The sequence below is a fragment of the Amycolatopsis ruanii genome (assembly GCF_003385175.1).
GTDB lineage: Bacteria > Actinomycetota > Actinomycetes > Mycobacteriales > Pseudonocardiaceae > Amycolatopsis_E > Amycolatopsis_E thermalba.
In genome coordinates this window covers 81,416-101,305 of record NZ_PQHY01000015.1, presented here as the reverse complement: position 1 = coordinate 101,305, position 19,890 = coordinate 81,416, and the positions used below count along the sequence as shown (strand labels likewise).

At 72.5% G+C, this 19,890-nt stretch carries 16 protein-coding genes; 8 read left to right on the top strand and 8 right to left on the bottom strand.

Going from position 1 to position 19,890, the window contains the following annotated elements; translation table 11 throughout:
* Positions 1–88 precede the first annotated feature (88 nt).
* Both D0D28_RS11215 and D0D28_RS11210 read left to right on the top strand, forming a co-directional pair.
* A complete protein-coding gene (locus tag D0D28_RS11215) occupies positions 89–1,183 on the top strand; it encodes an LLM class flavin-dependent oxidoreductase (RefSeq protein ID WP_116110529.1) in 1,095 nt (364 codons plus the stop codon).
* Positions 1,180–2,508 carry an NtaA/DmoA family FMN-dependent monooxygenase gene (locus D0D28_RS11210; RefSeq protein ID WP_116110528.1) on the top strand — a complete coding sequence of 443 codons (1,329 nt, stop codon included), beginning with the start codon at positions 1,180–1,182 and terminating at the stop codon, positions 2,506–2,508. Before D0D28_RS11215 ends, D0D28_RS11210 begins: the two co-directional genes overlap by 4 nt.
* 280 nt (positions 2,509–2,788) lie before the next feature.
* Here the strand turns inward: D0D28_RS11210 and D0D28_RS37335 are convergent, their stop codons facing one another.
* A complete protein-coding gene (locus tag D0D28_RS37335) occupies positions 2,789–4,051 on the bottom strand; it encodes a histone-like nucleoid-structuring protein Lsr2 (RefSeq protein ID WP_162831034.1) in 1,263 nt (420 codons plus the stop codon).
* 36 nt (positions 4,052–4,087) lie between these two features.
* On the opposite strand from D0D28_RS37335, the gene D0D28_RS11195 reads away from it, so the two are divergent.
* Together D0D28_RS11195 and D0D28_RS11190 are read left to right on the top strand one after the other, a co-directional pair.
* Positions 4,088–5,482: a dihydrolipoyl dehydrogenase family protein gene (locus tag D0D28_RS11195; RefSeq protein WP_116110526.1), complete on the top strand. Its 1,395-nt coding sequence runs from the start codon at positions 4,088–4,090 to the stop codon at positions 5,480–5,482.
* A gap of 43 nt (positions 5,483–5,525) precedes the next feature.
* Positions 5,526–6,353: an alpha/beta fold hydrolase gene (locus D0D28_RS11190; protein WP_240323168.1), complete on the top strand. Its 828-nt coding sequence runs from the start codon at positions 5,526–5,528 to the stop codon at positions 6,351–6,353.
* Here D0D28_RS11190 and D0D28_RS11185 read toward each other — a convergent pair.
* Positions 6,350–7,693, bottom strand: coding sequence for a hypothetical protein (locus D0D28_RS11185; protein ID WP_116110525.1), 1,344 nt, complete (start codon positions 7,691–7,693; stop codon positions 6,350–6,352). The two genes, D0D28_RS11190 and D0D28_RS11185, sit on opposite strands and share 4 nt — an antisense overlap.
* Before the next feature lie 187 nt (positions 7,694–7,880).
* Here D0D28_RS11185 and D0D28_RS11180 point away from each other — a divergent pair, with 187 nt between their 5' ends.
* The 3 genes from D0D28_RS11180 to D0D28_RS11170 all read left to right on the top strand — a co-directional run bounded on the left by D0D28_RS11180 (position 7,881) and on the right by D0D28_RS11170 (position 11,577).
* Complete coding sequence (locus D0D28_RS11180; protein WP_116110524.1) at positions 7,881–9,335, top strand: S8 family serine peptidase; 1,455 nt, start codon at positions 7,881–7,883, stop codon at positions 9,333–9,335.
* Positions 9,336–9,506: 171 nt separating this feature from the next.
* Positions 9,507–9,998, top strand: a complete 492-nt coding sequence (locus D0D28_RS11175; RefSeq protein ID WP_027934727.1) for a DUF3145 domain-containing protein — start codon at positions 9,507–9,509, stop codon at positions 9,996–9,998.
* A 994-nt stretch (positions 9,999–10,992) separates the two neighbouring features.
* The gene (locus D0D28_RS11170; protein ID WP_233157125.1) at positions 10,993–11,577 is read left to right on the top strand and encodes a hypothetical protein; all 585 of its coding nucleotides are present in this window, start codon (positions 10,993–10,995) and stop codon (positions 11,575–11,577) included.
* A gap of 601 nt (positions 11,578–12,178) precedes the next feature.
* Here D0D28_RS11170 and D0D28_RS11165 read toward each other — a convergent pair.
* The 5 genes from D0D28_RS11165 to D0D28_RS11145 all read right to left on the bottom strand — a co-directional run bounded on the left by D0D28_RS11165 (position 12,179) and on the right by D0D28_RS11145 (position 17,241).
* Positions 12,179–13,426 (bottom strand): beta-ketoacyl-[acyl-carrier-protein] synthase family protein, encoded by a 1,248-nt coding sequence (locus D0D28_RS11165; RefSeq protein WP_094004271.1) that lies wholly within the window; start codon positions 13,424–13,426, stop codon positions 12,179–12,181.
* 42 nt (positions 13,427–13,468) lie between these two features.
* Positions 13,469–13,714 (bottom strand): acyl carrier protein, encoded by a 246-nt coding sequence (locus D0D28_RS11160; RefSeq protein WP_017984121.1) that lies wholly within the window; start codon positions 13,712–13,714, stop codon positions 13,469–13,471.
* A gap of 62 nt (positions 13,715–13,776) precedes the next feature.
* Positions 13,777–14,754, bottom strand: a complete 978-nt coding sequence (locus tag D0D28_RS11155; protein ID WP_116110523.1) for a beta-ketoacyl-ACP synthase III — start codon at positions 14,752–14,754, stop codon at positions 13,777–13,779.
* Positions 14,751–15,656 (bottom strand): ACP S-malonyltransferase, encoded by a 906-nt coding sequence (locus D0D28_RS11150; RefSeq protein ID WP_162831033.1) that lies wholly within the window; start codon positions 15,654–15,656, stop codon positions 14,751–14,753. The genes D0D28_RS11155 and D0D28_RS11150 overlap by 4 nt, the downstream gene beginning before the upstream one ends.
* A gap of 373 nt (positions 15,657–16,029) precedes the next feature.
* Complete coding sequence (locus tag D0D28_RS11145; RefSeq protein WP_116110521.1) at positions 16,030–17,241, bottom strand: PucR family transcriptional regulator; 1,212 nt, start codon at positions 17,239–17,241, stop codon at positions 16,030–16,032.
* A gap of 246 nt (positions 17,242–17,487) precedes the next feature.
* Between D0D28_RS11145 and D0D28_RS11140 the strand changes: the two genes are divergently transcribed.
* Positions 17,488–18,117 (top strand): nicotinamide mononucleotide transporter family protein, encoded by a 630-nt coding sequence (locus D0D28_RS11140; RefSeq protein ID WP_094004275.1) that lies wholly within the window; start codon positions 17,488–17,490, stop codon positions 18,115–18,117.
* Here the strand turns inward: D0D28_RS11140 and D0D28_RS11135 are convergent.
* Positions 18,098–19,711 carry an L-lactate permease gene (locus tag D0D28_RS11135; RefSeq protein WP_116110520.1) on the bottom strand — a complete coding sequence of 538 codons (1,614 nt, stop codon included), beginning with the start codon at positions 19,709–19,711 and terminating at the stop codon, positions 18,098–18,100. The genes D0D28_RS11140 and D0D28_RS11135 overlap by 20 nt on opposite strands.
* Between the last annotated feature and the right edge of the window lie 179 nt (positions 19,712–19,890).

Sequence of the window (19,890 nt, the reverse complement as noted above, 5' to 3'; positions counted from 1 at the left end):
CCTCCCACGGTAGGCGTCCCAACGGGTGGTACGCGAAATAGCGCGCGCCACCCGGTCGCTGGACGGGGGGAGGCGAAAGGAGCGAGGCATGGTTCATCTCGCGGTGGCACTGGAGGGCGCGGGCTGGCATCCGGCCGCGTGGCGGGAGCCGGACGCGCGCCCGGACGAGCTGTTCCGCCCGCGGTACTGGGGCGATCTGGTGGTCGAGGCCGAACGCGGCCTGCTGGACTTCGTGACGATCGAGGACTCGCTCGGACCGGGGACCGACCGCACCGACCGCGTGCGGGGGCGGCTGGACGCGGTGCTGGTCGCGTCCCGCGTCGCGCCGCTGACCCGGCACATCGGGTTCCTGCCGACGGCGATCGTCACGCACACCGAGCCGTTCCACCTGTCCAAGGCGATCGCCACCCTCGACTACGTCTCGCAGGGCCGGGCGGGGGTGCGCGTCCGGATCGCGAGCAGCCCGGAGGACGCCGCGCACTTCGGTCGCCGCGAGTTCCCGGTCCCGCTGCCCGACCTGGTCGAGGAGGCCGGCGACTGGGTCGAGGTCGTGCGGCGCCTGTGGGACAGCTGGGAGGACGACGCGGAAATCCGCGACGTCGCCACCGGCCGTTTCATCGACCGCGACAAGCTGCACTACATCGACTTCACCGGCCGGTTCTTCAGCGTCAAGGGCCCGTCGATCACGCCGCGCCCGCCGCAGGGGCAGCCGCCGGTCGCCGTGCTCTCGCACCTCGCCGAGGTCCACCGGCTCGCCGCCCGCTCGGCCGACCTCGTGTTCGTCACCCCGCACGACGTCGAGGAGGCGGGTGCGCTGGCGCGGGAACTCGACGGCCTGCTGGTGTTCGGCGACGTCGTGGTGTTCCTCGACGAGACCGAGCAGGCGGCCCGCGACCGCAAGGCGCGCCTGGACGACCGCGCCGAGTTCACCTCCGACGCCCTGGTCTTCACCGGCACGCCCGCCCGGCTGGCGGACCAGCTGCTGGCCTGGCGCGACGCCGGCCTGTCCGGGTTCCGGTTGCGCCCGGGCGCCCTGCCGCACGACCTGACCGCCATCACCCGCGGGCTCGTGCCCGAACTGCAGCAGCGCGGCGCGTTCCGCCGCGAGTACGAGGCCACCACGCTGCGGGGTCTGCTCGGCCTGGAGCGTCCCGCCAACCGTTACGCAGGAGCGACGCGATGAAGCAGATCCACCTCGCCGCGCACTTCCCCGGCGTCAACAACACCACCGTGTGGAGCGATCCGGAGGCGGGCAGCCACATCGAGTTCTCCTCGTTCGCGCACCTCGCGCGGACCGCGGAGCGGGCGAAGTTCGACTTCTTCTTCCTCGCCGAGGGGCTGCGGCTGCGCGAGCACGCGGGCCGGATCTACGACCTCGACGTGGTCGGCCGCCCGGACACGTTCACCGTGCTGGCCGCCCTCGCCGCGGTCACCGACCGGCTCGGCCTGACCGGGACGATCAACTCGACGTTCAACGAGCCGTACGAGGTGGCCCGCCAGTTCGCGAGCCTCGACCACCTGTCCGAGGGGCGTGCCGGGTGGAACGTGGTGACCTCGTGGGACGCGTTCACCGGGGAGAACTTCCGCCGCGGCGGGTACCTGCCCGAGGAACAGCGCTACCAGCGGGCGAAGCTGTTCCTGGACACCGCGTTCGAGCTGTTCGACTCGTGGGGCGCGGACGATGTCGCCGCGGACAAGTCGTCCGGGGTGTTCGTGCGGAATCCGCGGGCGGGTGAGTTCGAACGGCACGACGCGCAGTTCGACATCGCGGGGCGGTTCACCGTGCCGCGCGGGCCGCAGGGGCGGCCGGTGATCCTGCAGGCCGGCGACTCGGACGAGGGACGCGAGTTCGCGGCGGCGACGGCGGACGCGATCTTCACCCGGCACGGGACGCTGGAGGCGGGGCGGAAGTTCTACGCCGACGTGAAGCGCCGGTTGCCCGCGTACGGGCGCGAGCCGCACCAGCTGCTGGTGCTGCCCGCGGCGACGTTCGTGCTCGGCGACACCGACGCCGAGGCCGAGGAGCTGGCGAGCATCGTGCGGTACCAGCAGGTCAGCGGGCAGACGGCGATCAAGTTCCTGGAGCAGGTGTGGAACCGGGACCTGTCCGGCTACGACCCGGAGGGGCCGCTGCCCGAGGTCGAGCCGGTGGTGGGGGCGGACGCGCTCGCGAAGGGGCGCGCGCAGACCCGGGTGTACCGGGACCCGGTGGCGACCGTGCGGCAGTGGCGGGAGCTGGCCGAGGCGAAGAACCTGTCGATCCGGGACCTGGTGGTGGAGGTCAGCGGACGGCAAACGTTCGTGGGTGCCCCGGCGACGGTCGCCGAGGCGATCAACACCTACGTCCAGGCCGACGCGAGCGACGGTTTCATCCTGGTGCCGCACGTGACGCCCGGGGGTTTGGACCCGTTCGCCGACAAGGTGGTGCCGTTGTTGCAGGAGAGGGGCGTTTTCCGCGGCGACTACAGCGGCACCACGCTGCGGGAGCACCTGGGCATCGACCGGTGAGGTGACCGGCTCACCACCCCACGAGCGGCGAGCCGGCCTGCCACGCACCGCCGCTGGGCGGCGTATGGCTGGTTGCCCGCGGAGAACGCCACGGGCGCCTTGCTGGTTGCCCGCGGACACCACGGATGGCACCTGGCCAGTTGCCTGCCGAGAACACGACGGGTGGCGTTAGCCGGCCGCCGGCTGCGGACACGCTGGTGGCTCTGGCTAGTTGCCTGCCGCTGAGTACATGACGGCGGCGCCTTGCTCGTTGCCTGCGGACACCACGGGTCGCGTGTAGCTAGTTGCCTGCCGCGGAGAACACGACGGGCGGCGCCTTGCGGACGGTCTTGCGCGGCGCCTTCTCCGCCGGGGCGGCCTTTTTGGCGGCCGGCTTCTTGGCGGTGGCGTTCTCCTTGGCCGGCGCCGTCTCGACCGGCTTGATGTTGGCGGCTTTCGCCTTGGCGCGCGACGGCTTCGCCGCGGGCTTGGTGGCGGCCTTGGCCGCCTTGCCACCGGCAGCGGGCTTCGCTGCCGGGGTGGCGGTTTTGCCGCCGGTGGCTGCCTTGTTGGTGACGGGCTTCGCCGCCGGGGTGGACTTGCCACCGGGATCGGCCGTGGCGGCCGTGGCTGCCTTGCCATCGGCAGCGGGCTTCGCCGCCGGGGTGGCGGTTTTGCCGCCGGTGGCTGCCTTGTCGGTGACGGGCTTCGCCGCCGGGGTGGGCTTGCCACCGGTATCGGCCGTGGCGGACTTGGCCGCCTTGCCACCGGCAGCGGGCTTCGCTGCCGGGGTGGCGGTTCCGCCGCCACCGGTCGCCTTGCTGGCGGCGGGCTTCGTCGCCGGGGTGATCTTGCTCGCGGTGGTCTTGGCTTCGGTGGGCTTCGCCGCGGTGGCGGTGGCCGCCTTGCGGCGGGTCGCGGGCGTGGTGCCGGTGGCGGCCTTGCCCGCGGCGGGCTTCACGGCGGCGGGGGCGGCCGCCTTGCGGCGAGTCGCCGGCTTCGTCGCGGGCGTGGTGCTCTTCGCGGCAGCGGCGGTGCTGCTGGCGGTCTTGCGAGCGGCCGGCTTCGCCGCCGTCGCGGTCGTGCTCTTCGACGCGGCTCCGGTGGCGTTCTTCGCCGCGCTCTTCGTGGACTTGCCCGCCGCCGTCCGGGCCGCCTTCGCGGTGGTGCTCTTGGCCGTGCCCCGGCGCGTGGTCTTCGCAGCGGCCTCCGCCGGTTCCGTGGTCTTCGCGGCGGCCGTCTTCGCCGGAACCTTGCCCGTGGTTTTCGCCGTCGTGGCAGGGGAGTTCGCGCGACGGGTGCGCTTCACCGGCGCGAGGCGGCGCGGCGGGCGCTTGCGGCCACCCGTGCGGCGGCCCGCCTCGACGTAGGTCGCCAGCAGCTCCCGCAGGCTGTTCGCGTTCGAGTCCGAGAGGTCGATGTCGTACTCGACGCCGTCCAGGCCGAACCGCACCGTCTCCGCGGCCGGTTCGCCGTTCAGGTCGTCCAGTAGTTGCACCGCGGTGTTCTTCGCCACCGATAACCTCCAGTACTTACGATTTGCCGCTGAGAATACCCGCCCCACTTGCGCCGGCCGCCGGGCTGGTGTGCGCTGTGACCCATGTCCGAGGAGACTTTTGACGCCATCGTGATCGGTGGCGGACCGGTGGGGGAGAACGCGGCGGACCGGGCGGTCAAGGGCGGCCTGTCCGCCGCGCTGGTCGAGCAGGAACGCTTCGGGGGTGAGTGCTCCTACTGGGCCTGCATCCCGAGCAAAGCGTTGCTGCGACCGGGAAACGCGCTCGCCGCGGCCAGGCGGCTGCCCGGTGTTCCGGTGGGTGACGCCCTCGATCCGGCGGCGGTGTTCGAGCGCCGTGACTACTTCACCGGCAAGGGCGACGACAGCGGCCAGGCCGAGTGGGCCCGCGGCGCCGGCATCGAGCCGATCCGCGGACGCGCCCGCATCACCGGTGAGCGCGAGATCACTGTGGACGGCGGCCGGGTGCTGCGCGCGCGGCACGCCGTGGTGGTCTGTACCGGTAGCGTGCCGAAGACTCCGCCGATCCCCGGCCTGGACGAAGTGCCGGTCTGGGGCTCGCGCGAGGCGACGTCCAGCAGCACGGTCCCGGCACGGCTGGCCGTCGTCGGCGGCGGGGTGGTCGGCGTCGAGATGGCGCAGGCCTGGGCCCGGCTCGGCGCGCGGGTGGACCTGATCGTCACCGGCCCGCGCCCGCTGCCCCGGTACCCGGACTTCGCCGGTGACGCCGTCGCGGAGGGGCTGCGCGCCGACGGCGTGCGCGTGCACACCGAATCCGGCCTGGCGCGAGCCTCCCTTGTGGACGGTTCCGCCCGGCTGGAGCTGACCGGTGGCGCGGTCGTCACCGCCGACCAGGTGCTCGTCGCGACCGGACGGCGCCCCGCCACCGACGACCTCGGGCTGGAGGTCATCGGGCTCGCGCCGGGCAAGCCGATCACCGTGGACGACAGCGGGCTGGTGTCCGAAGTGGACGGGGACTGGCTGTATGCGGCGGGTGACGTCACCGGCCGGGCGTTGCTGACCCACCAGGGCAAGTACGCCGCCCGCGTGGTCGGTGACGTGATCGCCGCGCGCGCCACCGGCAAGCCGGTGGACACCCGTCCGTGGGGCAAGCACAGCGCCACCGCCGACCACCACGCGGTGCCGCAGGTCGTGTTCACCGACCCGGAGGTCGCCTCGGTGGGGCTGACCGAACCGGAGTCCGGCGCGCCGCACCGGGTGGTCGACGTCGACATCGCCGTGGCCGGGTCGTCGCTGCACGCGGACGGCTACGCGGGCAAGGCCAGGATGATCGCCGACACCGAGCGCGAGGTCCTGGTCGGCGTCACGTTCGTCGGCCAGGACGTGGCGGAGCTGCTGCACTCGGCGACGATCGCCATCGCGGGCGAGGTGCCGCTGGGCCGCCTGTGGCACGCGGTCCCGTCGTTCCCGACGATCAGCGAGGTGTGGCTGCGGCTGCTGGAGGAGTACGGGCTCTGAAAACCGCTTGCCGGGCGCGGTCACGGTGATCGACCCTGGCCGCGTGTCCGTCGATCACGAGCTGTCGCTGCCCGGCGGCCGGGTCCTCGCCTGGTCCGAGACCGGCGCCGGCGCCCCGGTTCTGTTCCTGGCCGGCGCGGCGACCGGCCGTGCGATGACCTTCGGCGACGAGCACCTGGCCCGGCTCGGGGTCCGGCTGGTGACGGTGGACCGCCCCGGTATCGGCGCGTCGACGCACGATCCCGGCCGGTCGGCCGCGTCCACCGCCGCCGACCTCGGCTGTCTCGTGACGCGGCTCGGCGGGCCGCTGCCGGTCGTGGCGAACTCGCAGGCCGCGGTCTTCGGGCTCGCGGCCGCCGCGCGCGGGATCGCGTCCCGGCTGCTGCTGGTCTCCCCGGCCGACGAGGTCGCCGACCCGCGGGTGTTCGCGCGGCTGCCCGGCCCGGTGCGCGACGTCGTCACGCGAGTGCGGCAGGACCCGGCGGCCGCGCGGGCGTTCTTCGCCGGACTCGGCCCGGCCGGGATGGAACGGATGGTGCTGGACGGCGCGGACCCGGGCGATCGCGAGGTGTACACCGACCCCGCGTTCCTCGCCCGGTACCGCGCGGCTCTGCGCGAGGGGTTCGCGAACGACGGCGCCGGCTACGCGACCGACACGCTCATCGCGATGTCGCCGTGGCGGCTGGACTGGTCCGCGATCCGGGTGCCCGTGCGGGTGTGGTTCGGCGAGCGGGACCGCGTCCACTCGCCGGACCTGGGCGCGCTGCTCACCTCTCGCATCCCGGGGGCCGAACGGCGCGTCGTGCCCGGTGCCGGCGGCGCCCTCCTGTGGACGCACGCCGAGGAGATCCTCGCCGCGGCGATCGGCTAGCTGATCCGCACGCCCAGCGCCGCGCCCGCCGCCCGCAGCAGGACCGGGTCCTCCGGGGAGGACTGGCCGTCCAGGTAGGCGGCCAGCACGAGCCGGACGGCGGCCCCGGAGATCGCGCTCTGGTAGGCGGCTCCGGCGGTGTCCGGTTCCCGCGGCCACTGGTGCGTCTCGGTTGCCAGGTCGGTGATCCCGCCGCTGCCCGGGGTGTCGGCGAGCTGCTTGAACGCCGCGGCCTGCTCGTCGCTGCCGAAGGTGAGCACGGCGACCGACACCGCGACCACCCGCCCGTCCACGGTGGCCTCGAAGCTGCCGCGCTCCATGCCCGCGCAACCGCCCGCCTGCAACCGCGCCTGCAGGTCCCCGTAGGCGCGGGCGGCGCAGGTGCGTTCCGTGCCCGAGGCGCGCTTGGTGAACTCGATGCCCGCCACGGCCTGCCGCACCGGCGTGACCGCGGTGGTGGTCGTGGGCGCGGTGACCGGTTCGTCGTCCCCGCCGGTCGTCACCAGGACGAGCACGACGACCACCAGCACCAGCGCCACGGCGATCGCCCCGACCGGCCGCCACGGCACGGGCCCGGGAGGCGGGGGCGTGCGCACGGGCGCGGCCGCGGTGACGCGGGGCACCGGCATCGTCACCTCGGCGGGCGGGACGACCGGCGGCACGGCCGCGGGCCCGGCGGGGCGCGTCCGCCGCGGGCGCGGCTTGACCGGTGGCAGCTTCACCGTGGCCGACTCCTCGGTGACGGTGAAGCCTTCCGCGGCCAGAGCGTCCCCGGTCAGATTGGTGTCCGGGGCGAGGGTGTCGATCAGCGCGCGCGCCTGGGCCGGGGTGCACGGCCACGGCGCCGGGGTCAGCGAGGCGATCGCGGCGAGCAGGCTGTTCTGCGTCGGGAACAGGACGCGGACGTTGCCGGCGAGGTCGGCCGGCGGCTGCTCGATCTCCTCGACGAACGGCCCGACGGCGATGATCGTGGCGATCGGCAGGTGCTCCGGGACGTCCGGGCGCAGGCGTTCGGCGACGGCGCCGGCGAACGCGAGGGCCTCCGTGGCGGGGTTGACGACCTCGCCGTCGGCCACGAGCGGCCAGCCGTCGGCCTTCCACTGCCCGGTCAGGGGCGCGTCGAGGCGGATCGCCGGGTCCGGCAGGTCGACGCCGATCACGACGAGCACGGCGCGGGGGAGGACGACGATCGCCTCGACCGGCGGCCTGCCCGGCAGCGGCCGCGCCCCGGCCAGCGCGATACCGCCCGCGAAGTCGTCACCGCGGCCGAGCGCGGCGAGCGCGGCCCGCACGTCTTCGGCGACGCGCGAGGGTTGTCGTTCCAGGCGGATCAGCCGCACCTCGCACCTCCCCGGTCCCGTCCGCGTGCGCGCATACGCTAGCGCGCCGGCCGGCCTGGGCCGCTCGATGGTGTGAAAATCACCCGCCCTTGTTGCACAGTTGGTGATCGGTTCGTGACCACCGTCACTCATCCGTGTGCTACTCGTTGGTAGGTCGTACGGCTGCTCGACAGATCAGGAGATCCCGATGAGATGGCGCTCCGTCCGGTGGGCGACGACCTTCGTCGCCACTCTCGTCGTCCCGCTCGCCGGCGCCGTCCCCGCGGCGAACGCCCAGGCCCCGCTCGCGCCCGTGTCGGACACGCTGGGCCGGGTGCTCGCCACCGCGAGCGGGCCGACTCCGCTCACCACGCTGGTGCACGCGGCGGACGCGGGCACCGCCGCGCGGGCTGTCCAGGCGGCCGGGATGCGGGAGATCACCCGGTTCCCGCGCATCGGCGTCGTGGCCGCGACGGGCACCGCCGCGCAGGTCGCCGCGGTCCGCAAGGCGGCCGGGGTCAGCTACGTGGAGAACAACGACCCGCTCGTCGCGTTCGGCTCGTCCGGCACGACGGCCACCCGCAGCGCCGAAGCGCGCACGACCCTCACCGGCGCGGACGGCGCTCCGCTGGACGGGCGTGGGGTGTCGGTGGCGATCATCGACACCGGCATCGACCCGACGCACCCCGCCTTCCGCGGCGCCGACGGCTCGACCCGGGTTGTGCGCAACCTCAAGAGCCTGTGCCTCGGCGGCACCACCACCTCGTGCATCGTCGACGTGCCCACGTCGCTCGACACCGACGCGACCGCGCTCGGTGGGCACGGCACCCACGTCGCCGGGATCGCGGCGGGCGCGCCGTACACGCTGGCCGGCGGATCGTCCGTGGGCGGGTCGGCGCCGGGCGCGAAGATCGTGTCGATCTCGACCGGCCTGGCGATCCTGGTGCTGGGTACGGACGCCGCGCTGAACTGGGTGCTGGAGAACCACGCCGCGCCGTGCGGCGCCGGGGTGCCCGCCACGGTGTGCCCGCCGATCAAGGTGATCAACAACTCCTACGGCCCGAGCGGCGGCGGCGAGTTCGACCCGCAGTCGGCGACGGTGAAGCTGCAGCGCGCCCTGGCGGCCGAGGGGGTCGTGACGGTGTGGGCGAACGGCAACGACGGCGGGGACGGTTCGGCGGACCTGTCGAACCCGCCGGGCAAGGACCCGACGCCGGGTGTGATCTCCGTGGCCTCGTACAACGACCAGGGCACCGGCACCCGCGACGGCACGGTGTCGGACTACTCCTCGCGCGGGCTCGCCACGGACCCGTCGACGTGGCCGGACGTGTCCGCGCCCGGTGAGAACATCCTGTCGGCGTGCCGCCCGTACCTGGTGATCTGCGCGACCGGGTTGCAGCCGTCGAACGGCCCGGGCCCGCTGGATCTGGGCACCTACAACGTGATCAGCGGGACGTCGATGGCGGCGCCGCAGATCACCGGGATCGTGGCGCAGCTGTTCCAGGCCCGGCCGGGTGCCACGCCGGGCGACATCGAGACCGCGATCAAGTCGACGGCGTACAAGTACCGTGATGGTGCGCCGTACGAGGGCGGTTCGAGCTTCGACAAGGGGGCCGGGCTGGTGGACACTGTTGCCGCGGTGGGGGCGCTCGCGGGGCCGTGATGGCGGCCTCCGCGCGGTGGTGGTGCTGCGACATCTGAGGTTCCTGTGGCGAAATGCCACTGCCGGGGTGCACAATATGGGCAGTCACGTCAAGGTTGTTTGACGGCAGGCGCGCCGAGGCTCGCGAGGTCGTAGGGGAAGACGCCCCTCGTCGAGTAGCGGAGGTCAGCAGTGAGCACCCGTGGCGTGGTTTACGTCCACTCGTCGCCGTCTGCGGTGTGCCCGCACGTCGAGTGGGCGATTTCGGGCACCCTCGGTACCCGGGTGGATCTGAAGTGGACGGCGCAACCCGCCGCTCCAGGGCAGCTCCGCGCCGAGTGCACGTGGAGCGCGCCCGCCGGAACCGGCGCCAAGCTGGCGGCCGGTCTGAAGGCGTGGCCGATGCTGCGCTTCGAGGTGACCGAAGAGCCGAGCGCCGGTGTGGATGGCGAGCGGTTCTGCTACGTGCCCGGGCTGGGGCTGTGGCGCGGCCGCACGAGCGCCAACGGGGACATCGTCGTGGGCGAGGACCAGCTGCGCACGCTGGTCGCGACGTGCCGCGCGGGGGAGCAGCTGGCGCACAAACTGGACGAGCTGCTGGCCTCGAGCTGGGACGAGGCGCTGGAGCCGTTCCGGCACGCGGGGGATGGGGCGCCGGTTACCTGGCTGCATCGGGTGGGGTGAGTTGCCGGGGTTCGGGGTTCCGGGCCGGGTTTCGGGTTTCGGGTTTCGGGTTTCCGGTTGTGCTGACCGTTCGCTAGGGCGCGAGGTGCCCAGCCGCGGGCCCAGGAATGGACCGTTCACGCCTTGGTGCGCCCGAGGTGCCCAGCCGTGCGCCCGTGAATGGTCCATTCATACCTTGGCGCCCCCGAGGCGCCAGGCGCGGCGATGAATGTCCATTCATGCCTTGCCCGCCGCGAGGTGTCCACTCGTGGGGCCGTGAGTGGACACCTCGCTGGCGCACGAGATGCCCAACGATGCGGTGGTGAATGGTCCGTTCATGCGTTCCCCGCCACCAGGTGTCCAGCCGTGTGGTGGTGAATGGTCCGTTCATGCCTTCGCCGCCACGAGGTGCCCAGTCGTGGAGCGATGAATGGACCGTTCATGCCTTGTCGGCCGCGAGGTGCCCAGCCGCGCGGCGGTGAATGGTCCGTTCATGCGTTCCCCGCCACCAGGTGTCCAGCCGCGCGGTGATGAATGGTCCGTTCATGCCTTCGCCGCCACGAGGTGCCCAGTCGTGGAGCGATGAATGGACCGTTCATGCCTTGTCGGCCGCGAGGTGCCCAGCCGCGCGGCGGTGAATGGTCCGTTCATGCGTTCCCCGCCACCAGGTGTCCAGCCGCGCGGTGATGAATGGACCGTTCATGCCTTCGCCGCCACGAGGTGCCCAGTCGTGGAGCGATGAATGGACCGTTCATGTCTCGGCGCTCACGAGGTGTCCAGCCGCGTGGTGATGAATGGACCGTTCATGCCTTTCCCCACCACCAAGTGTCCAGTCGTGCGGTGATGAATGGTCCGTTCATCCACCCGTGACGTGACCACTCGCAGCAGCCAAGCCCGGAGGCCAACCGCCGGGTCGGCTCAGTCCGTTCACCGGAACGGCCCAACCCCAACCGGCAGCCACCGATGCGGGACAGCACTCGGTAACGATCGCTACTACGCTGCCGATGTGACAGCCATGCCGGCGCCTCCCGCAGCACCGCCGCGATGGCTGGTGCCCGTCGTCATCGTCGTGGTGTCGATCATGGTCGGCGGCGGTCTCCTGGCCCGCGAGCTGTACCGGCTGCCCGAAGCCGCCCCGGACGCGATCCTCGCTCAGACCTCGCCCGCCCGGCCGCTGGCCGAGCAACCCGGCCCGGGCATCGTCGAGCTCACCCCGGACGCCGCCGCGCACCCGCAGAACGCCACGGTCCGCGGGCTGCTGCAGACCTACTTCGACTCGATCAACAACCGCGACTACGAGCTGTGGAAAACGGCCGTCACGCGGGAACGCGTCCAGGCCAAACCGAAGAGCACCTGGCTCAACGACTACCGCACCACGAAGGACGGCAGCATCCTCGTCTACCGGATCGACCCGGTCACCGACGACGAACTCCGCGCCCTGGTCGGCTTCACCAGCACCCAGGACGTCAAGGACGCCCCGGCCGAGCTCCCGGAACCCTGCGTGCACTGGCGGCTCGTGCTCCCGCTCGCCCTGGAGTCCGGCGCCTGGAAGGTGGACACCGTGACCGGCTCCACCACACCCGAACTGTCCCGCTGCTGACGGGACGCCCGGCTGGCGCCTGCCCGGCTTCGAGGCGACCGAATGGAGCTTGGCTAGCGCGTGGCGCGAGAGTGGTCACCCCTGGGGGCTCCGCGGCGGGGCGACTGGCGCCCGGCTGCTTCAGGGAGCGCGGTTGCTTCCGTACAAAGAGCGCGGGCGACGGATGGGCTGGTGCCTGGCCGACTGTGGGCGCCCGGGTGGAGCTGGCTGGCGCTGGCGCGAGGGTGGTCCCCCTGGGGAGGACCCGGCGGCGCGGGGACTGACGCCTGGCTCTTCAAGGACAAGCGGCTGCTTCCGTACCAAGGGCGCGGCTGCTGCCTGCCCGGCGTTGAGGCGCCCGGGTGGAGCTTGGCCGACGCCGGCGCGAGAGTGGCCACCCCTGGGCAGAACCCGCCGGCGCGGCAACTGACGCCCGGCTACTTCAGGAAAAGCGGCTGCCTCCCACAGAAGGACCGGGCGGTACCCGCCCCCTGGGCACCCCAGAGCCGTCCGACCGCCCCCGGGCGAGAGCAGCTACTCCTGCCGAGGCAGAGTCCACGAACCGGCACGAAAAAGCAAAGAACCCCGGCCGCCCACAGCCGGGGTCCCCGCAAAAACGAACTCACACGCCGGTGAACAGCAGCGCCGTGTTGTGGCCGCCGAAACCGAACGAGTTGCTCAGCGCCGCGGTCAACTCGACCTTCCGCGGCTCGCCGGCCACCACGTCCAGCCCGACCTTCGGGTCCAGGTTCTCCAGGTTCAGCGTCGGCGGCACCAGCCCGTGGTACACCGACAGCAGCGTGAGGATGCCCTCGACCGCCCCCGCGCCACCGACCAGGTGCCCCAGCGCCGACTTCGGCGCCGTCACCACCGGGTGCTCACCCACGGCCTTGCGGATCGCCGCGGCCTCGCCGATGTCGCCGACCACCGTGGACGTCGCGTGGGCGTTCACGTGCCCCACCTCGGCCGACGTGAGGCCCGCCATGGTCATCGCGTTCGCCATCGCGGCGATCTGCCCGATTCCCTCCGGGTGGTTGCCGGTGATGTGGTGCGCGTCCGAGGTGATGCCGTACCCGGCCAGCCGCCCGTAGATCCGCGCGCCGCGGGCCTTCGCGCGGTCGGCCCGCTCCAGCACGACCACCCCGGCGCCCTCGCCGAGCACGAACCCGTCCCGGTCGGCGTCGAACGGGCGCGACGCGCGCTCCGGCTCGTCGTTGCGCGTCGACACCGTCCGGGCCTGCGCGAACCCGGCCACGGTGATCGGGTGGATGCAGGACTCCGCACCACCCGCCACCACGACGTCGGCCCGCCCGTTCTGGATCATCTGGTAGCCGTTGGCGATGCCCTCGGCACCGGAGGCACACGCCGACGCCGGCGAGTGCACCCCGGCCCTGGCCTTGAGGTCGATGCCGACGTGCGCGGCAGGCCCGTTCGGCATCAGCATCGGCACGGTCAGCGGCGAGACCTTCCGCAGACCCTCCTGCTCGAGCAGGTCGTCCATCGCCAGCAGCGTCAGCGGCCCGCCGATGCCGGTGCCGATGGACACGCCGAGCCGGTCCGGGTCGACGTCGGTGTGCTCCTCGCTGGGCTGCTCGAAACCGGCGTCGGCCCACGCCTGCCGGGCCGCGATGAGCGCGATCTGCTCACACCGGTCCAGCCGGCGCGCCTGCACGCGCGGCAACTTCTCCGCCGGATCCTCGGCGAGCGTGGCGCCGATCTTGACCGGCAGGTCGAACTTCTCGACCCAGTCGGCCTCGATCCGCCGGATGCCGCTGCGGCCGGCGAGCAAGCCCTCCCACGTGGACGCGACGTCCCCGCCGAGTGGCGTCGTCGCGCCGATCCCGGTGATCACGACGTCGATGTTGCTCATGAGGAGTCTCCCCGAGGTTCAGACGAAGAATTCAGCTCGTGCTTACTTGGCGTTCGCGGCGACGTAGTCCACCGCGTCGCCGACGGTCTTCAGGTTGGCCAGCTCGTCGTCCGGGATCTTGACCCCGAACTTGTCCTCGGCCTGCACCGCGATCTCCACCATCGACAGCGAGTCGATGTCCAGGTCGTCGACGAAGGACTTCTCCAGGCTCACGTCGTCCTGCGCGACACCCGCGACCTCCTCGACGATCTCCGCGAGGCCGCTGAGGATCTCCTGCTTGTCCGCCACGATGGTTGTTCCCTTCTGGTGGTTGATACCGGCAGGCTCCGCGCCTGCCGGCGATAGTGGTATCACGGGCAGATGACGACCTGTCCGGCGTAGGACAGGCCCGCGCCGAATCCAACCATCAGCACGACGTCACCCGATTTGACGGTGCCCGCTTTCCGCATGTGGTCCAGCGCCATCGGGATCGACGCGGACGAGGTGTTGCCCGAGAACTTGATGTCGTCGGCGACGACGAGGTCCTCCCGCGCGCCCTTGGCCTTCAGCCGCTTGGCGATCGCGTCGACGATCCGCAGGTTCGCCTGGTGCGGGATGAGCACGTCGATGTCCGACGGCTCCAGCCCGGCCAGCTCGACCGCCTTCAGCGCGATCGGCGCGATCTGCGTGGTCGCCCACCGGAAGACCGACTGGCCCTCCTGGTAGATGTACTTGTGGTCGCGCATGTAGATGGTGTCGACCAGATCGCCCGCGCTGCCCCACGACACCGGCCCGATGCCCGGCTCGTCGGACGGGCCGACCACCGCCGCGCCCGCCCCGTCGGCGAAGATGATCGCGTTGGCCCGGTCCACCGGGTCGACCACGTCGGTCAGCTTCTCCGCCCCGATCACCAGCACCTTGCCCGCCGAGCCGGCGCGGATCAGGTCGGAGGCGACACCCAGGCCGTAGCAGAACCCGGCGCACGCGGCGTTGAGGTCGAACGCGCCGGCCGCCTTCACCCCGATCCGGTCGGCGACCTGGCCGGCCGCGTTCGGGATGGGCGCGGGCATCGTGCAGTTCGGCACGATCACGGTGTCCACTTCGGACGGCTGCAGGCCCGCGTCGGCGAGCGCGGCGTTGCCCGCCTTGACCGCCATGTCCACCAGCAGCTCGTCCTTCTCGGCGAAACGGCGCTCGGTGATGCCGACCCGGTCGCGGATCCACTGGTCGTTGGTGTCCATGATCTGGGACAGGTCGTCGTTGGTGACGACCCGGTCCGGCTGGTAGCTGCCGACGCCCAGGATGCGGGTGGCGGCCGGACCCTGCTTCTGGCGCAACACCGGGCTCACAGGATCTCCTTCGCGGCGGGCAGGTCGGCGGGGGTCTTCAGCGCGACGGTCTGGGTGACCGTGCCCTTGAGCTGGCGCTTGACCAGGCCGGTCAGGGTGCCCGCGGGCGGCAGCTCGACCGTCGCCGTGACGCCCAGCTCGACCAGGCCGTCCATGGTGAGGTCCCAGCGGACCGGGCGGGTGACCTGCTTGATCAGCCGCTCCAGGTACTCGGCGCCGCTGGTGACCACGGTGCCGTCGGCGTTGGACAGCAGCGGGCGGACCGGGTCCTTCGGCGTGATCGACGCGGCGTGCGCGCGCAGGGCCTCCTCGGCGGGGGCCATGTAGGAGGTGTGGAAGGCGCCGGCGACCTTCAGCGGCCGGACCTTCGTGCCCTCGAGCGGCTCGGCGACGATGCGCTCGATGGCGTCCTTGGCCCCGGACGCGACGATCTGACCGGCGCCGTTGCGGTTCGCCGCGGTCAGGCCGTGGCCCTCCAGCCAGGCGACGACCTCGTCCGGGTCGCCCAGCATGACGGCCGCCATGGACGTCGGCTCGATCGCGCAGGCCTTGGCCATCTCGGCGCCGCGGACGGCGGCCAGCGCCACGGCGTCCTCGGCGGTGAGCACACCCGCCGCGGCGGCGGCCGCCAGCTCGCCGACCGAGTGGCCGGCGACCGGGGTGTCGTCCGGGACGTCACCGAGGGAGTTGAAGGCCAGCAGCGAGAGCGCGACGATCAGCGGCTGCGTGATCGCGGTGTCCTGGATGGTCTCGGCGTCGGCCTCGGTCCCGAGGTGGACCAGGTCGAGCCCGGTGCGCTCGGACCAGCGCGCGAGCTTCTCGCGGGCGCCGTCGAGGTCGAGCCAGGGGGAGAACATGCCGGGCGCTTGGGAGCCCTGTCCGGGAGCGAGCACTGCTGTCACGCCTCTAAGGGAACATGCTCCCCCGGCGGGCCCGGGATGCCGCCGTTCACCAAGTCGGAGCGGCGATCTTGTAGAGGCCCTACAAAAATGGCGCCCGCAGGCCGTCTTCCAGCGCTGATGTGTTGTCGGTTCCGGGCAGGGCGGAAGTGAGACCGGTCACCCAGGGCAGGCTCGCGGGGCCCGGACGTGGATCTCGCGCGCACGAGCGTGGGACTCGCGTTCCTGAACGTGGGACTCGCGGGCGTGGACGGGGGACTGGCCGCGCGAGCTGGCGCCCTGTCGGCTGCCGCGGTCGTCGGCTACGTGCAATGTCACCGGAGGCTGTGTGAGCTGCGCCCTGGGAGCTACCGTGGTCGTCGGTTGCGTGTGAACGTCACCAGAGGCCGCGTGCTCGGGCGAGCCGGCCCACCGTCAGTGCCACCCGCAGCACCAGGGCGTCCCGGGGCTCGGTGGCGTTCCGGCCGGTCAGCTCGGCCGCCCGGCGCAGGCGGTAGCGCACCGTGTTGGGGTGCACGAACAGCTTCTTCGCGCACGTCTCCAGCACGCCGCCGGACTCCAGGTACTCGTCCACCGTCTGCAGCATCGTCGGGCCCGCGGCCTCCAGCGGCTGCGCGATCTCCTCGATCAGCAGCCGCTCGGCCTCGGCGTCGCCGGACAACGCGCGTTCGGGCAACAGGTCGGACGACCGCACCGGGCGCGGCGCCCCCGGCCAGCCCACCACCGCACGCAACCCGGACAGCGCCTCCGCCGCGCTGCGGTGCGCCTCGGCCAGGCTGCCCACCGTCGGCCCGGCCACCACCGGCCCCTCGCCGAACGCGCCGGCCAGCTTGCCGAGCACCTCCTTCTGCTTGGTGTCTCCCTCGGTCGGCCCGCCGGCCACGACGATCAGCCGCGACCCCTGGACGCTCAGCAGCACCGGCCGCCCCAGGCGCGCGGCCAGGCGCCGCACCTCGAACACCACGCTCGGCGGATCGTCCGAGGGCGGACGGCCGGCCAGCACGGTCGCCATCGCCGACGGCTCCCACCCCGGCGCCGCCGCCCGCGACAGCACCGCCTCCTCGGCGTCGCCGCGGACGATGCCGTCCACGACCAGCGCCTCCAGCCGGGCGTCCCACGCACCCCGGGCCTCGGCGGCCGCGGCGTAGGAGTTGGCCGTCGCGAAGGCGATCTCCCGGCCGTACCGGAGGATGCCCTCGATGAGCGCGGCGTGCTCGGCCTCGGTGGCGGCGAATTCCGGCAGCTGCTCCTCGAACACCTCGATCGCCAGCCGCACCAGCCCGACGGCCTGCCGCAGGCTGATCCACCGCGACAGGTCCTCCGGGGCGCCGCGGAAGGCCTCGGTGGTGAGCTTGAGCGCCTCCTGCGAGTCGCGCAGCCAGTCGACGAACCCGGCCGCGCCGGTCTGGGTGATCAGCAGGATGCTCGCCCGCTGCTCGGCGGGCAGACGCCCGAACCAGGGCAGCCGCTGCTCCATCGCGGCGACGCTGGCCGAGGCGAGGCGCCCGGAGGCGCGCTCCAGCCTGCGCAGCGTCTTCGCCGAGAGGCCGTGGTGCTTGGCCGGCCGTCTGCTGTTGGTTTGGGTCATCGTGAACCGACTCTAACCGGCTGCCCGGTAAACGCGAGGCCGCCCGGCGCACGCGGTTCTCGCAGCGCCGGGCGGCCTCATCTCCCCGGTCCCCACCGGTAGGTCCACTATGGACCTTGTGGATATTTTTCCGCCAGTCTTCTCACTCGATCGTGCAAGTAATTTTCGACCGGTGTAGCGGGGCTCACTGGGGGTGAGGGAATCAGTGCCGGATGTGGCAGGTTGTTGCGGCAGACGGGAGGCGCCATGCACGTTCTGTTGCAGCACGGTTTGTCCGTTTTCGGACAGTGGATCTCCATCGCGGAGCTGATCGGCCAGCTGTGCGCGCTCGCCGTGGTCTTCCTGGCGCAGCGGCGCACCCTGTGGACCTGGCCGGTGCAGGTCGGCGCGACGGTGCTGCTGTTCGCCGTCTACGCCTCCGCCCACCTGGGCGGGCTCGCGGCCCGGCAGGTCGCGATCCTGCTGATCTCGGTGTACGGCTGGTGGGCCTGGACCCGGCGCCGCGACCCGGTGTACGGGGTGGTCGTGCGCCGCGGCCGCGCCGTGGAACGGCTGGTGATGGCCGGGGCGTTCGGGGCAGGCACCGTGGCGATGGCGCTCGTGCTCGACGCGCTGCACGCGTCCTGGGCGCCGTGGCCGGACGCGGCGATCTTCATCGGCACGCTGGTCGCCTTCGCCGCGCAGGGCCGCGGTCTGGTCGAGTTCTGGCTGGTGTGGCTGGTCGTGGACGCGATCGGCGTACCGCTGCAGATCTCCTCGGGCCTGTACTTCTCCGCGGCGGTCTACCTCGTGTTCGCCGTCCTGGTCGTGCACGGCTGGTGGAGCTGGCACCGCGCCGCCGTCCGCCGCCCGGAACTCACGGCAGCATCCCGCTGAGGAAGCTCGCCTGCGCCACCACGATCAGGCACATCACGAGCAGCAGCCCCAGGCTCCACGGCAGCACCTTGCGCAACAGCGTGCCCTCCTCGCCGGGCAGCATCGCCGCCGCACACGCGATGCTGAGGTTCTGCGGCGAGATCATCTTGCCCAGCACGCCGCCCGAGGAGTTGGCCGCGGCGAGCAGCTCGGGCGACAGCCCGGCCTGGTGCGCCGCCGTCACCTGGAGCGCGCCGAACAGGGCGTTGGCCGAGGTGTCCGAGCCCGAGACCGCCACGCCGAACCACCCGAGCACGGGCGACAGGAACGCCAGGCCCGCGCCCGCGCCGGCGATGAAGTAGCCGATCGTGGTGGCCTGGCCGGACAGGTTCATCACGTAGGCCAGGGCGAGCACGCTCGTCACGGTCAGGATCGCGAACCGCAGCTCGTGCACCGTGCCGCCCCACTCGCGCACCGCGTCGCGCGCCCGGACCCGCAGGAACACCGCGGTGAGGACGCCCGCGATCAGCACGAGCGTGCCGCCGGTGCTCAGGAACGGCAGCGAGAACGTGTTCCCGGAGACCGGCTTGCCCGCCGAGTTCGCCACCGACAGCGCGGGCCAGTCGAACTTCCAGGTGGCCGCGTCGAGCAGCCGCTTGACCGGCGGCAGCTGGCCGATCGAGAAGATCACGATGATCAGCCCGTACGGCAGGTAGGCGCGGACGACCTCGCCGCGGTCCTCCGGCCGGTCCAGCGTCTCGGTGGCGACGCCGGTCAGCACGGCGGTCCGGACCTCCGCGCGGGCCGGCTTGCGGGCGGCGGGCAGTGCGACGAGGGCCGCCGCCCCGGCGAGCGCGGCGCCGATGTCGGCCAGCTGGGCGGAGACGTAGTTGGCGGCGGCGAACTGCACCACCCCGAACGCCGCGCCGCACACCAGCGCGGGCAGCCAGGTTTCCCGCAGCCCGCGGCGCCCGTCGACGATGAAGACCAGCAGCAGTGGCACGAACACCGCGAGGATCGGCGTCTGACGGCCGACGATCGAGGAGACGGTGTCCAGCGGCAGCCCGGTGACCTGCGCGAGGGTGACGACCGGGGTGCCCATGGCGCCGAACGCGACCGGCGCGGTGTTGGCGACCAGCGCGACGACCGCCGCGCGCACCGGGGTGAACCCGAGCGCCACGAGCATCACCGAGCTGATCGCGACCGGCGCCCCGAACCCGGCCAGCGCCTCCATCAGCGCGCCGAAGCAGAACGCGATGATCAGCGCCTGGATGCGCGGATCGTCGGAGACCCGGCCGAACGACCGCCGGAGCACGTCGAAGTGCCCGGTGCGCACGGTGATCCGGTAGATCCACAGCGCGTTGACGACGATCCACATGATGGGGAACAGCCCGAACGCGGCGCCCTGGAAGCCGCTGGAGACGGCCTGGCCGATCGGCATGCCGAAGATCGTGACGGCGACGATCAGGGCGACGGCCAGGCCGATCAGGCCGGCCTGGTGGGCCTTCATGCGGACCACGCCGAGCAGGACGAGCACGGTGCCCAGGGGGAGCGCCGCGACCAGCGCGGACAGGCCGAGCGACCCGGCCAGCGGGGCGAGTTCCTGCACGAACATGGCCGACCTCGATTCCACATCGCGGAAGTTGGGTTCCGCTTGGTGTGGGGAGGAATGGTCCGGTCCTGCCGGGGTGTGGTCAAGTGGGGCGTTTCACTGATCGAGATGGGGTCCGGCTGACGTGGAAAGATCGCCGATTCGGCGCATCGTCAATCAAGCTGTATCTGGGATACGGTCGC

Bases quoted from the DNA above. Each gene is read 5' to 3' on its own strand.
- D0D28_RS11170 (WP_233157125.1), top strand. From the start codon at position 10,993: ATGCCGGCGCCTCCCGCAGCACCGCCGCGATGGCTGGTGCCCGTCGTC.
- D0D28_RS11135 (WP_116110520.1), bottom strand. From the start codon at position 19,711: ATGTTCGTGCAGGAACTCGCCCCGCTGGCCGGGTCGCTCGGCCTGTCC.
- D0D28_RS11215 (WP_116110529.1), top strand. From the start codon at position 89: ATGGTTCATCTCGCGGTGGCACTGGAGGGCGCGGGCTGGCATCCGGCC.
- D0D28_RS11140 (WP_094004275.1), top strand. From the start codon at position 17,488: ATGCACGTTCTGTTGCAGCACGGTTTGTCCGTTTTCGGACAGTGGATC.
- D0D28_RS11195 (WP_116110526.1), top strand. From the start codon at position 4,088: ATGTCCGAGGAGACTTTTGACGCCATCGTGATCGGTGGCGGACCGGTG.
- D0D28_RS11180 (WP_116110524.1), top strand. From the start codon at position 7,881: ATGAGATGGCGCTCCGTCCGGTGGGCGACGACCTTCGTCGCCACTCTC.
- D0D28_RS11210 (WP_116110528.1), top strand. From the start codon at position 1,180: ATGAAGCAGATCCACCTCGCCGCGCACTTCCCCGGCGTCAACAACACC.
- D0D28_RS11165 (WP_094004271.1), bottom strand. From the start codon at position 13,426: ATGAGCAACATCGACGTCGTGATCACCGGGATCGGCGCGACGACGCCA.
- D0D28_RS11145 (WP_116110521.1), bottom strand. From the start codon at position 17,241: ATGACCCAAACCAACAGCAGACGGCCGGCCAAGCACCACGGCCTCTCG.